Here is a 13,600-nt window from a genome sequence, read left to right as displayed (position 1 = left end):
AGGACTACAGGTCTCCACGACTACAGGTCTCGGGCGTTGACGACCCCGCTGTGCATGGCTCGCTCGGCCAGCCGCACCCGTTTCTGGTTCTGCGGCAGGTCCTCGACGCCGAACTTGGTGAACAGTGCGCGCAGGTGCGTCTTGACGGTGTCCACGCTGAGGAACAGTTCCGCCGCGATCTGCTGGTTCGACGCCGGATTGGCGAAGGCTGCGCCGTGCTTGTACGGCCGGCACAGTGCCATCAGCACCGACCTTTGGGTTTCGGTGAGCGAGCGAACGTTCGGCGTGCTCGCGGCCACCATGGTGGCCTCGTCGATCGCGGCGCCGAACTCGTCGTAGGTCAGCAGCGTTCCTCCGATCCGGATGCTGTCGCCGTGCCGAAGCCGGCGCCTTCCGGAGATCCGGTCGCCGTTGACGAACGTCCCGTTCCGCGACAGCCCGTCGTCGACGATCGTCCAGTGCGTGCCGACGCATTCGAGCACTGCGTGCAGCCGGGAGACCTCCTCGTCGGTGGTCAGTGGCAGCTCCGACGCGGGCGATCTGCCCACGGTGACCCTCGGCCGCCCGGGGTCCAGGGCGAGCATCTGCTGCCGACCCTGTCCGTCGGAGTAGACGAGTCGGCACTCGGTGACGCGCTCGATGGTCACGGTTCCATCGTGCTCCGGGCAGCGGGGAGGCGCCAGTCAGACCGTGACGGGAGCCGCATGCGGCCGGTAGTCGCGGATCGTCAGGCGGACCAGCAGCAGCGTCGACAGCACGGTGGCGGCGACCAGCACTCCGGACAAGCCTGCGGTGCTCGACGAGGTGTGCTCGCTCGCGAGGGAGGAGAAGTCCCACACCGCGTGCAGCAGCATCGCCCACACCAGGGAGCCGGTGATCCGGCGGACCATGTAGAGCGTGGTGCCGATGACGAATGTCGCCGCCACCTGCAGCGCAGTGTCCCGTCCACTCTGGCCGTCGAGGGCATTGGTGGCGTGCATGAGGCCGAATGCCGCGGAACTGAGCAGCCACACCCACACCTCGCCGAGCCCGCCGCGGTAGCCGACGACTGCCAGCCCACGACAGATCAGCTCCTCGGTGAAACCGACGATCAGCACGCCGACCGCGAGGGTGAGGAGGTAACCGCCGCTCATGGGGCCGAAGTCGGTTCCCGTCAGGGAGACCACCGCGGTCAGGAGCAGCAGCGCGGGCGGCAGGATCGCCCATCGCCTCGTGCAGCGCCGTGCCTCGGTCATGGCCGGCCGCCACCACCCGAACCACGTGGTCAGCAGCGCGGCGAACACCGCGCCGACGCCGATCGGATACACGATCCCGTTCAGCAGGTTGTCGGTGCTGTCGGCGATCGTCGTGTAGTCGACGTGGAAGAACGGCTTCGTCAGGAACCCGAGCACGACGTACGCGAGCACCACGCCGATCCCGATCCACGGTCTGGGAGTCACACGCACGGCGGTCCCCTCTCTTCGGCGTACGGACATCGATCGTCGCAGTGATCGGTGCGTTCGGCACGTCGGGAGAGGGGACCGTGGTGCGGCTGACGTATCGGGCCTGCTCAGTAGAGCGTGCCACCGCCGAAGGCGGCGCGGTGCGACACCGGTTGGCGACCGTCCACATCGGTGACGCCGTACTCGAGTGCCGTCTCCGCGGTGATCTGGGTGTGACCGCTGCGCTTGCCGACCTCCGGGTCGTTCGCCAGCGCGACGACTACTCGGCCGATGAACTCGGGCGTCTCGGCGTCGTCGAGGGAGAAGCCCTCGAAGCTCTTCATGCCGCTCGCGACCATGCGTTCGTTACGGACGAGACCGGGCCAGAAGCTCAGCGCGGTGACGCCGGTGCCCTTGAGCTCGACGGCCATGTCGGCGGCCATCTTGTCCAGGCCCGCCTTCGACATGCCGTACAGCACCGAGTGCAGGTAACCGCGAGTGCCGAACGACGAGATGTTGCCGATCAGGCCCGAGCCACGCGGCACCATCAGTTTCGCGGCCTCGACGCTGGCGACGTAGTGCGCCCGCAGACCCAGGCCGATCAGCGCGTCCCAGTCACTGATCGGCCGCTTCCAGAACGGCTGCGAGAATCCCGCGTATCCGTCGGACGGGCCCGCCCAGACGTTGTTGATCAGCAGGTCGAGTCGGCCGCCCTGCTCTTCGGTGATGCGGCCGAACAGCTTCTCGATCTGGCCGTCGTCGCTGTGGTCGCACTGAACCGCGATGCCGCGTCCGCCGCGCTCGGTGACCTCCTCCGCGGTGCGGTCGAGGGCGCCCCCGGTCCCGACCTCGCCACGGGCGGTCACGTACACGGTCCAGCCGTCCGAGCCCAGGGCGAGGGCGATGCCCTTGCCGACGCTGCGGCTCGCGCCGGTGACCAGGGCGACGCGGTTGTTCTCGGTGCTCATCGCGCCACCTCCGCGAAGGTGCCCTCGCTGATCACGGCGTCGGCGGGCAACGGCCGCACCATGGACCACGTCTCGGTGAAGTGGCACTTGGACATTCGCCACCGTCCGTCCTCGAGGCGGTACTCGTCGTCGTACTCCCCGGTCATCAGCTTCTCGGTGCGGTCGAGCAGGTTCAGCTGCCGGAACCGCAGCGTCCACCGACCGGCCGCGGTGCCGACGCCTGTCAGCGTGATCTCCGGGTGCATGCCGTGGTGCATGTCGAAGATGACGTGCTTGCCGTCGACCGTGTGCAGCGCGACCTTGGTGAAGATCTCCGCCATCGGGTCGGCGTCGTCGAACGCCCCCATCCGGCCGTAGTCGATGCTCGCACCGGAGGCGACGAAGCAGTCGCGAAACGTCCTCGGGTCCTTGCCGTCGCAGGCTCGCCAGTACCGGTACTTGAGCGACTTGATCGCCTCGATCTGCTCGAGGGCGTCGATGCGTCGGGCGAGGTGTTCATTGGTCTGTTGCAGCTCGTTGGCGTTCGGCAAGGGCTGATCCCGTCTTCGTCGTCGGTAGCGGTACTCGAATCGAGCCTAGGGTGTCGCCGGTCACAGTCGCAGCTACTTCCCGCCCAGTGGTCCACCAGTTCGCTCGCGGGCTCGATCGAACAGGAGCAGACTCGGATTCCATGGACTCGCAGCAGCCGGACGCCGCCGCCGTCGACGACTACCTGGTCGGCAGACTCGTCGGCCCGGATCCGGCGCTGGACGCCGCGCTCGCGGCCAATCATGCCGCGGGACTGCCCCACATCGACGTGGCGCCGAACCAGGGCAAGCTGCTCGCGCTGTTGGCCCGAATGTGCGGCGCGCGAAGGGTTCTCGAGATCGGCACCCTCGGCGGCTACAGCACCATCTGGCTGGCCCGCGCGGTGGGGGAGTGGGGTGCGGTGGTGACTCTCGAGTTCAGTCCACGGCACGCCGAGGTGGCGCGCGCGAACCTCGACAACGCCGGCGTCGGAGCTCGAGTGGAAGTGCTGGTGGGGCCGGCGCTGGACACGCTGCCCGCGCTGGTCGACGGCGGCCCGTTCGACCTCGTGTTCATCGACGCGGACAAGGAGAACAACCCGGCGTACGTGCGTTGGGCGCTGCGGCTCGCCCGCCCGGGGACGGTCGTCGTCGTGGACAACGTGGTGCGCGGGGGAGCGGTCGCCGATCCGGAGACCACGAACGCACAGGCGCGCGCGAACCGCGAGATGCTCGACCTGATCGCCGCGGAACCACGGCTGGACGCCACCGCCCTGCAGACGGTCGGGTCGAAGGGGTGGGACGGGTTCGCGATCGCGCTCGTGACCGACTGAGAGTGGCTCAGCCGCGCGTGGCGGCGGCTGCGTTCGCCATGGCGGCGGATCCCTCGATGGCGGCATGGAGAGTCTCGCCGAAGGCGCACTCGGACAGCTCGGCGAGCGCGGGATCCTCGTCGAAATGCTCTGGGGCCTGAATCGCGAGCAGGGTGTTGAGGAGCATGCCCTTCGCGATGAACTCCCGGGCCTTCTCCGGTGTGCATCCGGTGCGGGTGCGGATCTGGGTGTAGATCTCGGACATCGCGGCCCTGGCCTGTGCGCCGATCTCCGGTGTGCCTCCGGCCGAGAACCCGTGCATCATCACCAGCAGTCGATCGCGATCGGAGATCAGGTCGCCGTATGCGGCGCCGAGTCTGGTCCAGAATTCCTCGCTGTCGGGGTCGACGCCGCCCGGCTCCGCGGCGATCTGGTCCAACTCGAGGTCGAATGCCGTCACGATGCTGTGCAGTGCGCGTGCGAACACCTCGCGGAACAGTTCGGCCTTGGTGCCGAACATGCGCACGACGTAAGGCTGGGAGACGCCGGCCTCCTTGGCCACGGCATCGGTGCTGGTGCCGGCGTAGCCGCCGCGAGCGAACGCCCTGGACGCGGCGACGAGGACGAGTTCCCGACGATCTGCCGCATTCATCCTGGTGGTGGTGCGGGGACCACTTGTCGCAGACATGTTGACAGGTTATCACTCGATGCCTTAGCGTCGGGGAAGTTAAGTAATCATTCGATGCTTACATCCAGTCTCTGCAACTCAGACATCCACTGCGTACTCCGTCCGAGGAGAAGTGATGACCACGATTTCCGACCAAGTCGACGTACTCGCGCCGCCCGCGCAAGGACGTCGCCGGCGCACCGTCCCGATCTGGCTGGCCCTGGTCGCGGCCTCGCTGCCGATGTTCATGGCCACACTCGACAACCTGGTGATGACCAGTGCACTGCCCGTGATCCGGGCCGATCTGAATGCGTCCGTCGGACAGTTGCAGTGGTTCGTCAACGCCTACACGCTGGCGTTCGCCACGCTCATGCTCTCCGCCGCCACCCTCGGCGACCGCTGGGGCAGGCGGCGACTGTTCCTCTCCGGCATCGCCGTCTTCACGGTCGCGTCGATCGGGTCGGCGCTCTCGACCACCCCCGCCATGCTGATCGCGTCCCGGGCGGTCCAGGGTGCGGGCGCGGCCGCGATCATGCCGCTCTCGTTGGCTCTGCTCGCCGGGGCGGTGCCCGCCTCGAAGAGGGCGATGGCCATCGGTGTGTGGGGCGGCGTGTCGGGCCTCGGAATCGCACTCGGCCCGGTGATCGGTGGCGCCGTCGTCGACGGGGTGTCCTGGCAGGCGATCTTCTGGCTGAACGTGCCGGTCGCGCTGGTCGCGGTGCCGCTCGCGCTGTACGCATTGGAGGAGTCCCGTGGCCAGCGTCAGCGGCTCGACCTGCTCGGCGTGCTCCTCGCGGGAGTCGGGGTGTTCCTCGGTGTCTGGGGGATCGTGCACGGCAACGACGACGGCTGGGCCTCGGCGCGGACTGTCGGCGTCCTCGCAGCAGCAGTCCTCGCGTTGGCCGCGTTCGTACTCCGGGAACTGCGTACCGAGAACCCGGTGGTGCCGATGCGACTGTTCCGCTCGCGCAGCTTCTCGATCGCCAACGTCATCAGCTTCGCCTTCACACTGGGAATGTTCGGCGCGGTGTTCCTGCTGGCGCAGTACCTGCAGATCGTGATGGGGTACACGCCGTTCCAGGCCGGTCTGCGCACGCTGCCGTGGACCGCCGCGCCGATGGTGGTCGCACCGATCGCGGGCATCCTGGCATCGCGGGTGGGACTGCGGGTGCTGCTGGTCAGCGGTCTCGCGCTGCAGGCCGCCTCGTTGGTGTGGATGTCGATGCTGCTCGAGCCCGGCGCGACCTACGGCGAGATGATCCCGGCCTTCGTGATGGCGGGCGTCGGGATGGGGTTGACCTTCGCGCCCAGTGCCACCGCGGTGCTCACCGACATGGCCGAGATCGACCACGCCACAGCGAGTTCCGTGAACTCCACCATTCGCGAGATCGGGGTGGCGCTCGGTGTCGCGACGCTCACGGCCGTGTTCTTCGGACAGGGCGGCAACCTGACGCCGGCCGGCTACACCGACGGGCTCCAGCCGGCGCTGCTGGTCGGTGCCGCCTCGGTCGTCGTCGGGATGGTGGTGGCCATGGCGATGCCGAGGAAGGCGCGCGACTGATCCGGATTCCTCTCACACTCCGTGGCCCGAATGCGCGAAATCTGCCGTTCGGGCCGCGGAGTGTGCGCGAAGTCCGGTGGGAAAATAGAGATGACGCGAGCGCACGACCGTGGCATGGTCGCACCCTGACCCGCGCCGGGAGCCGCCCGGCCGCACAGCCGACAGGAGTTCCGATGCCACCCCGCGAGGCGGGCCACAAGCTGCTCAACTGGGCGTCCCAGATCGAGGACGGCACCCTGGAGCAGGCCAGGCAGACCGCCGCGATGCCGTTCATCCACCCGCATGTCGCGCTGATGCCGGACGCCCACCTCGGCAAGGGCAGTGCCGTCGGGACCGTCATCCCGACCCTCGGCGCGGTGATTCCAGCCGCGGTCGGGGTCGACATCGGCTGCGGCATGATCGGCGTCCGCACCGCGTTCACGAAGGACGACGTCGACGGACGGATCACCCGGACCCGGGTGGGTCTCGGCGCGCTGCGCGTCGCGGTCGAACGCGCAATCCCGCTGTCGCCCGGCCACTACAACACGGAGCTCGGCCAGTGGGACTTCACTGCGGCAAAGATCGCGGAACTCGAACGACGGGCGGACGACGAGGGCGTCGACCTCGTGCACTCCCCGAAGTGGCGGCAGCAGCTCGGATCTCTGGGCGGCGGAAACCATTTCATCGAGCTGTGTCTCGACGAGACCGACCGGGTGTGGTTGTTCCTGCACAGCGGCAGTCGCGGTGTCGGCAACAAGATCGCGCAGCACCACATCGCGGTGGCACAGAGGATGTGCGCACAGTGGCATGTCGTGCTGCCGAACAGGGACCTGGCGTACTTGGCGGAGGGGACCCCCGAGTTCGAGCGCTACCTTGCCGATCTGGGTTGGGCACAGCGCTTCGCCTTCCTGAACCGGGCCGAGATGATGGACCGCTTCGGCGCCGTCTTCGCACGGTGGATGGGCGCCGGCGACCACCGCGAGACGGAACGAATCAACTGTCACCACAACTACACCCGGAAGGAGCGGCACGCCGGCCGGGACGTGTGGCTCACCCGCAAGGGTGCGGTGGACGCGCACCAGGGCGCCACGGCGATCATCCCCGGGTCCATGGGTACCCACTCCTACGTCGTCACGGGCCTCGGCAGCGTGGCCGGCCTGTGCTCGGCTCCGCACGGTGCCGGGCGTCGGTTCTCGCGAACTGCCGCGCGCAAGAGGTTCACCCAGGGTGACCTGCGGGCCCGGATGGCGGGCATCGAGTACCGCGACAGCGCGGAGTTCGTCGACGAGATCCCGGATGCCTACAAGGACATCGGCGTCGTGATGGAGGACGCCCGCGACCTGGTCGAGATCCGGCACGAACTACGTCAGATTCTCAACGTCAAGGGAACCTGAGGCCGCTGCGCAGGTCAGGGCTGACCGGGGAACGGCACAGTCGGGGGAGCGACGCCGAGCACCGCTCGCCACCGCGCGCCGCGCAGCGCGGCCTCGGTGAGGGCCTCGACGCCCATCGCCCGGGTCGGCTCGGACTGGGCCCGCTCGATCACCGACCGCCACGCGACCGCGGTGTCCGCTTCCACCTGGGCGGCCAGCTGGATCGCGGTGGTCGGGTCGGTCACCGGGAACGGGAGTGTGTAGCCCGTCTCGGCGCCGGGGGCGGCGACGCTGGCAGCGGCCAGGGCGTCGGTGGTCGCGTCGCGCTGGACCCGATGGGCCGCCGCGTCGGCCGAAATCTGCGCCGCGCGTGTGGGATTCGAGAACGCTGCGATGACGCCGTAGGCGTAGACGGCGGCGTGCTCGGCCTTGAGTGCGTCGACGAGGGACTGCTGCTCGGGGCCGACCGTCGCAGAGGTGGACGTGGTGGGAATGGTCATGGCAGCAACACCGCCTGCTGCGCGGCGACGGCCGCGCTGATCGAGCCGAGCAGTCCGGCGCGGTAGCCGTCCAGCCGGCGGGCGAGATCTGCTGCACCGCGCTGCGATTCGGCGAGCTGGGTGCGCAGTTGGTCGACGGTGCCCGGCGGCGCTGCGGGTGCGGTCGTCGGAGCACCGGTGGTGGTGGAGGTCGCGGTCGCACCGGCCGCACGGGCGATCTCCGCCTCGAGCGCGTCCGCGTGCGCCGTTCGCTCGTTCGCGACGACGGCGAGTGCTCCCGCGCGGTCGGGTGCGAGGGCGGCCGCCGCGGTGGCCGCGGCCGCGTCGCGTCGCGCAGCGTTCGCGGGAATCAGCAGGGGATCCGGCTCGGCGGGTCCGTCGTCTCCGTCGGAACCCGCGCAGCCCGCGGTGACTCCGGCGGCAGCGAGGCCGAGAACCGCGGCGCCGACCCGCAATGCGGCGCGCCGGGACAGTGATGACGAGGCGACGGCTGCTGGCACGCGCACCATCTTGTCAGGTGCCGGATCGAGCGCGCGGACCCAGGCTGGTCACCGAGCCGCCAAATGCGCGATATCCTTAGTGTTCGCGCTGCAGGCTTGTGATCCGACCACAACTGAACGAGGAGCTCTACTGATGCCGGTTCCGTCGAAGGAGAGGGTGTTCGAGCTCCTCTCCGATCTGGTGCACCGCCAGGGATACGACCTGGAGGGCGTGTCGGTCACGCAGGCCGGCAAACACAGTGTGGTTCGGGTCGTCGTGGACAGCGACGCGGGCCTCGAACTGGATGCGGTCGCCGAACTGAGTCGTATCGTTTCCGAGGCCTTCGACGCCGCACCCGAATTCGGCGAGACGCCGTACACCCTCGAGGTCACCTCTCCCGGTATCGACCGACCGCTCACCGAGCCGCGGCACTGGCGGCGAGCACGCGGTCGCAAGGTGCTCGTCGAGATAGGCGACGAGAAGGTCACCGGACGGGTCGGTGCCCTCGGTGAGGGTGTCGTCTCGTTGGTGGTGCCGGGCAAGGGCGGTCCGACCGTTCGCGAGATCGCACTCGGCGATGTCGTGAAAGCGGTAGTGCAGGTGGAGTTTTCGCCGCCGAACGCCAAGGAGCTCGAGCTGGCCGGCGGTGTGGCGGAGGGGCGCGTTGTGCCCACCGAGATCGGCGACGACACCGAGATCGGCGAGGACGCCGACGACGACGGCACGGACGAGCCGGGCGCGAACGAGACAGACGAAGAATTTCAGGTAGAGGGGTAGACAAGTGCATATCGAAATGTCGGCGCTGCGGGCGATCGAGGACGACAAGGGCATCCCGGTCGACACGATCATCGAGACCATCCAGAGCGCCCTGCTCACCGCCTACCGTCACACCGAGGGCCACCAACCGCACGCGCGGATCGACGTGGATCTCAAGACCGGCGACGTTCGGGTGATGGCCCGCGAGGTCGATGTCGACGGCAACCGGGTCGGCGAGGAGTGGGACGACACCCCGGAGGGTTTCGGCCGGATCGCCGCGACGACCGCCCGTCAGGTGATCCTGCAGCGACTGCGCGATGCCGAGCACGAGAAGAGCTTCGGTGAGTTCTCGACCCACGAGGGTGAGATCGTCGGCGGTGTCATCCAGCGCGACACGCGCGCGAACGCCCGCGGCATGGTCGTCGTGCACATCGGTAGCGAGGCCACCGGCGCGGAGGGGATGCTTCCTGCCGCCGAGCAGGTCCCCGGCGAGACCTACGAGCACGGCGAGCGGATCAAGTGCTACGTCGTCGGCGTGACCCGCGGCCAGCGGGGACCGCAGATCACCCTGTCCCGGACCCACCCGAACCTGGTGCGCAAGCTGTTCGCGCTCGAGGTGCCGGAGATCGCCGACGGATCGGTGGAGATCGTGGCGGTCGCGCGGGAGGCGGGCCACCGGACCAAGATCGCCGTCGCGTCGCGGGTGCAGGGGCTCAACGCGAAGGGCGCCTGCATCGGCCCGATGGGTCAGCGCGTGCGCAACGTGATGAGCGAACTGGCCGGCGAGAAGATCGACATCATCGACTACGACGAGAATCCGGCCCGGTTCGTCGGCAACGCGCTGTCGCCGTCGAAGGTGGTCTCGGTCACGGTGGTCGACGCCGAGGCGCGCGCCGCCCGAGTGGTCGTGCCGGACTTCCAGCTGTCGCTGGCGATCGGCAAGGAGGGCCAGAACGCCCGGCTGGCCGCGCGTTTGACCGGCTGGCGGATCGACATCCGCAGCGACGCCGCGCCCGCCTCCGACGCGCCGTCCGGACCTGCGCCGACGCGCGTCTAGGGGCGGCATGCACGGTTCGGTCGACAACAGCGGTAGAGTGGTCAATGGCTCAGCATGAGTTTTCGGCGCAGACGCGTGCGCGCTCCGGTTTTCCGGTGCGTACCTGCATCGGTTGTCGGAAACAAGCGCTGGCCGCTGATCTGCTGAGGATCGTGGCACGTCAGGTCCAGCCGGAGGGTTGGGTTCTGGTGCCCGACCCCAGGCGCAGGCTCCCCGGTAGAGGTGCGTGGTTGCACCCCGACCGGAAGTGTCTGATCCAGGCAGATAAGCGCCGAGCATTCGGCAGAGCGCTGCGAGTGTCCGGAAGCCTGGACACGGCGGCCCTCGACATCGAGTTCGGTGGTCCTGCGATCGCCGATCCCGCGGTCGAGCCGCACCCACAACAGAGCGGTATGTAGGACAGCGCGGTACTTAGAACAGCGCAGTACCGCTCGAGAAGAGTCAGGCAAACACACTCATGAGCACACCGTGAAGCACCAGCGATGATCGTCCATCGGAGTTAACCCGAGGTCGTGCGGGCACCAAGCCGCGCTCGACCTCTCAGTGAGGAGAGCAGTGGCAGGCAAGGCCCGCGTGCACGAGTTGGCCAAGGAACTCGGTGTCACCAGTAAGGAACTACTCGCAAGGCTCAAGGAGCAGGGCGAGTTCGTGAAGTCGGCGTCCTCCACCGTGGAGGCGCCGGTAGCGCGGCGGTTGCGGGAGTCGTTCCCGTCCGCCAAGTCGTCGGCAGCTGCCGCCGAGGCGGGCTCGACCGCCACGGCGCCCAAGCCCGGCGGCCCGCGCCCCGGCCCCAAGCCGGCGGCACCCGCTCCGGCGCCGGCCCCCGCCCCGGCAGAGGCTGCACCCGCAGCGGCAGCGGCCCCGACCGCACCGGCACCCGCCCCGGCGGCTCCGAAGGCAACCCCTTCGGCTGCGCAGCCCGGACCCCGTCCGGCCGCTCCTGCGCCGGCACCCGCCCCGGCGGCACCGGTTGCCCCCGCGGCCAGTGCAGCGCCGGCACCCGCACCCGCCCCGGCGGCTCCGGCCGCCGCAGGTCCGAAGCCGGGCGGCCCGCGCCCCGGCCCGAAGGCGCCGCGCGTCGGTAACAACCCGTACTCCTCGGCCCCGGCCGAGCGTCCCGCGCCGCGTCCGGCCCCGGGTGCACCCCGTCCGGGTGCCCCGCGTCCGGCTCCCGGCCAGGGCGGTCCCCGCCCGGCGCCCGGCGCACCGCGTCCGGCCGCAGGTCAGGGCGGCCCGCGTCCGGCTCCCGGTCAGGGTGGCCCGCGTCCGAGCCCCGGCTCGATGCCCCCGCGCCCGAACCCGGGTGCCATGCCCGCACGGTCGGCTCGTCCGGCACCCGGCGCAGGTCGTCCCGGCGGTCCGGGCGGTCGTCCCGGTGGTCCGGGTGGTCGTCCCGGCGGCGGTGGCGGTGGCTACCGCGGTGGCGGCGCCCCCGGTGCCGGTGCAGGCGCAGGCGCTCCCGGTGGAGCTCCCGCAGGTGGATTCCGTGGTCGTCCCGGTGGCGGCGGTGGTCGTCCCGGCCAGCGTGGTGCCGCGGCAGGCGCGTTCGGTCGTCCCGGTGGCGCCGTTCGTCGAGGCCGTAAGTCGAAGCGGGCGAAACGCGCCGAGTACGAGAGCATGCAGGCTCCCGCGGTCGGTGGCGTCAGGCTGCCCCGCGGCAACGGCGAGACCATCCGTCTCGCCCGCGGCGCGTCGCTGTCCGACTTCGCAGACAAGATCGACGCCAACCCCGCAGCACTCGTGCAGGCGCTGTTCAACCTCGGCGAGATGGTCACGGCCACCCAGTCGGTGAACGACGAGACCCTCGAGCTGCTTGGCGGCGAGATGAACTACGTCGTGCAGGTCGTCAGCCCGGAGGACGAGGACCGCGAGCTGCTCGAGTCGTTCGACCTCACCTACGGCGAGGACGAGGGCGGCGAGGAAGACCTCGAACAGCGTCCGCCGGTGGTCACCGTCATGGGTCACGTCGACCACGGCAAGACCCGACTGCTCGACACCATCCGTAAGGCGAACGTCCGCGAGGGCGAGGCCGGCGGCATCACCCAGCACATCGGCGCCTACCAGGTGCTGACCGAGCTGGACGGCAACGAGCGTCTGGTGACCTTCATCGACACCCCCGGTCACGAGGCCTTCACGGCCATGCGTGCCCGTGGTGCCAAGGCCACCGACATCGCGATCCTCGTGGTCGCGGCCGACGACGGTGTCATGCCGCAGACGGTGGAGGCGATCAACCACGCCCAGGCGGCCGACGTGCCGATCGTGGTCGCGGTGAACAAGATCGACAAGGAGGGGGCGAACCCCGACAAGATCCGCCAGCAGCTCACCGAGTACGGCCTCGTCACCGAGGAGTACGGCGGAGACACCATGTTCGTCAACATCTCGGCCAAGCAGGGCACCAACATCGATGCCCTCCTGGAAGCGGTGCTGCTGACCGCGGACGCCTCCCTGGATCTGCGCGCCAACCCGGACATGGACGCACAGGGTGTTGCCATCGAGGCGCACCTCGACCGTGGCCGCGGCCCGGTGGCGACCGTGCTCATCCAGCGCGGAACGCTGCGGGTCGGCGACTCGATCGTGGCGGGCGACGCCTACGGCCGCGTTCGTCGCATGGTCGACGAGCACGGCGAGGACGTCCTCGAGGCGCTGCCGTCGCGTCCGGTGCAGGTCATCGGCTTCACGTCGGTGCCCGGCGCAGGCGACAACCTGCTCGTGGTCGACGAGGACCGGATCGCCCGGCAGATCGCGGACCGTCGCAATGCGCGCAAGCGCAACGCGCTGGCCGCACGCAGCCGCAAGCGGATCAGCCTCGACGATCTCGATGCAGCGCTCAAGGAGACGAGTCAGCTCAACCTCATCCTCAAGGGCGACAACTCGGGCACCGTGGAGGCGCTCGAGGAGGCCCTGCTCGGCATCCAGATCGACGACGAGGTGCAGTTGCGCGTCATCGACCGCGGTGTCGGTGGCGTGACCGAGACGAACGTGAACCTGGCCTCGGCCTCGAACGCGATCATCATCGGCTTCAACGTCCGCGCCGAGGGCAAGGCGACCGAGCTGGCGAACCGCGAGGGCGTCGACATCCGGTACTACTCGGTGATCTACCAGGCCATCGACGAGATCGAGAAGGCCCTCAAGGGCATGCTCAAGCCGATCTACGAAGAGGTCGAGCTGGGCAAGGCCGAGATCCGCGCGATGTTCCGGTCGTCGAAGGTCGGCAACATCGCCGGCTGCCTGGTCACCTCCGGGTCGATCAAGCGCAACGCCAAGGCCCGCCTCGTCCGCGACAGCGTCGTGGTTGCGGAGACGGTCACCATCTCCTCGCTCAAGCGGGAGAAGGACGACGTCACCGAGGTCCGCGAGGGCTACGAGTGCGGTCTGACGGTCACCTACAACGACATCAAGGTCGGTGACGTGATCGAGGCGTACGAGCTGCGCGAGAAGCCGCGCGACTGAGTATTCGGGAGGCCGGTGTGGGTCCCGCGGGCCGAGCAGGCCCGCGGGACCCACACCGCGACCACCACGG

At 69.4% G+C, this 13,600-nt stretch carries 14 protein-coding genes; 7 read left to right on the top strand and 7 right to left on the bottom strand.

The window, feature by feature from the left end; all coding sequences use genetic code 11:
• Window positions 1-20: 20 nt before the first annotated feature.
• The 4 genes from FK531_RS15575 to FK531_RS15560 all read right to left on the bottom strand — a co-directional run bounded on the left by FK531_RS15575 (window position 21) and on the right by FK531_RS15560 (window position 2,919).
• Window positions 21-584 carry an FHA domain-containing protein gene (locus tag FK531_RS15575; protein ID WP_142101373.1) on the bottom strand — a complete coding sequence of 188 codons (564 nt, stop codon included), beginning with the start codon at window positions 582-584 and terminating at the stop codon, window positions 21-23.
• A 99-nt stretch (window positions 585-683) separates the two neighbouring features.
• Window positions 684-1,445, bottom strand: a complete 762-nt coding sequence (locus tag FK531_RS15570; protein ID WP_181762985.1) for a CPBP family intramembrane glutamic endopeptidase — start codon at window positions 1,443-1,445, stop codon at window positions 684-686.
• Between the two features lie 104 nt (window positions 1,446-1,549).
• Window positions 1,550-2,389: an SDR family NAD(P)-dependent oxidoreductase gene (locus FK531_RS15565; RefSeq protein ID WP_142100933.1), complete on the bottom strand. Its 840-nt coding sequence runs from the start codon at window positions 2,387-2,389 to the stop codon at window positions 1,550-1,552.
• Complete coding sequence (locus tag FK531_RS15560; protein WP_246098194.1) at window positions 2,386-2,919, bottom strand: nuclear transport factor 2 family protein; 534 nt, start codon at window positions 2,917-2,919, stop codon at window positions 2,386-2,388. Before FK531_RS15560 ends, FK531_RS15565 begins: the two co-directional genes overlap by 4 nt.
• Window positions 2,920-3,059: 140 nt before the next feature.
• Between FK531_RS15560 and FK531_RS15555 the strand changes: the two genes are divergently transcribed.
• Window positions 3,060-3,728, top strand: a complete 669-nt coding sequence (locus FK531_RS15555; RefSeq protein ID WP_142100931.1) for an O-methyltransferase — start codon at window positions 3,060-3,062, stop codon at window positions 3,726-3,728.
• A gap of 7 nt (window positions 3,729-3,735) precedes the next feature.
• On the opposite strand, the gene FK531_RS15550 is transcribed toward FK531_RS15555, so the two are convergent.
• A complete protein-coding gene (locus FK531_RS15550) occupies window positions 3,736-4,395 on the bottom strand; it encodes a TetR/AcrR family transcriptional regulator (RefSeq protein ID WP_246098193.1) in 660 nt (219 codons plus the stop codon).
• 115 nt (window positions 4,396-4,510) lie between these two features.
• On the opposite strand from FK531_RS15550, the gene FK531_RS15545 reads away from it, so the two are divergent.
• On the top strand, window positions 4,511-5,935 hold the full coding sequence (locus tag FK531_RS15545) for a DHA2 family efflux MFS transporter permease subunit (RefSeq protein ID WP_142100929.1): 1,425 nt from the start codon (window positions 4,511-4,513) through the stop codon (window positions 5,933-5,935).
• Between the two features lie 173 nt (window positions 5,936-6,108).
• Window positions 6,109-7,308, top strand: a complete 1,200-nt coding sequence (locus FK531_RS15540) for an RtcB family protein (protein WP_142100927.1) — start codon at window positions 6,109-6,111, stop codon at window positions 7,306-7,308.
• A gap of 14 nt (window positions 7,309-7,322) precedes the next feature.
• Here the strand turns inward: FK531_RS15540 and FK531_RS15535 are convergent, their stop codons facing one another.
• Together FK531_RS15535 and FK531_RS15530 are read right to left on the bottom strand one after the other, a co-directional pair.
• Window positions 7,323-7,787 carry a ferritin-like domain-containing protein gene (locus tag FK531_RS15535; RefSeq protein ID WP_142100925.1) on the bottom strand — a complete coding sequence of 155 codons (465 nt, stop codon included), beginning with the start codon at window positions 7,785-7,787 and terminating at the stop codon, window positions 7,323-7,325.
• Window positions 7,784-8,296, bottom strand: coding sequence for a hypothetical protein (locus tag FK531_RS15530; RefSeq protein ID WP_142100923.1), 513 nt, complete (start codon window positions 8,294-8,296; stop codon window positions 7,784-7,786). Before FK531_RS15530 ends, FK531_RS15535 begins: the two co-directional genes overlap by 4 nt.
• A gap of 124 nt (window positions 8,297-8,420) precedes the next feature.
• On the opposite strand from FK531_RS15530, the gene rimP reads away from it, so the two are divergent.
• From rimP to infB, 4 genes are all read left to right on the top strand, one after another.
• Window positions 8,421-9,044 (top strand): ribosome maturation factor RimP, encoded by a 624-nt coding sequence (gene rimP, locus FK531_RS15525; protein ID WP_142100921.1) that lies wholly within the window; start codon window positions 8,421-8,423, stop codon window positions 9,042-9,044.
• Between the two features lie 4 nt (window positions 9,045-9,048).
• Window positions 9,049-10,080, top strand: coding sequence for a transcription termination factor NusA (nusA, locus tag FK531_RS15520; RefSeq protein ID WP_142100919.1), 1,032 nt, complete (start codon window positions 9,049-9,051; stop codon window positions 10,078-10,080).
• 44 nt (window positions 10,081-10,124) lie between these two features.
• Window positions 10,125-10,478: a YlxR family protein gene (locus FK531_RS15515; RefSeq protein WP_142100917.1), complete on the top strand. Its 354-nt coding sequence runs from the start codon at window positions 10,125-10,127 to the stop codon at window positions 10,476-10,478.
• A 157-nt stretch (window positions 10,479-10,635) separates the two neighbouring features.
• Window positions 10,636-13,530, top strand: coding sequence for a translation initiation factor IF-2 (gene infB, locus FK531_RS15510; protein WP_142100915.1), 2,895 nt, complete (start codon window positions 10,636-10,638; stop codon window positions 13,528-13,530).
• Window positions 13,531-13,600: the final 70 nt, after the last annotated feature.

Origin of the sequence: Rhodococcus spelaei (assembly GCF_006704125.1) — a bacterium.
Classification (GTDB): Bacteria; Actinomycetota; Actinomycetes; order Mycobacteriales; family Mycobacteriaceae; genus Rhodococcus_G; species Rhodococcus_G spelaei.
The sequence above is the reverse complement of the archived record's forward strand: the minus strand, read 5'-3'. Positions and strand labels throughout refer to the sequence as shown.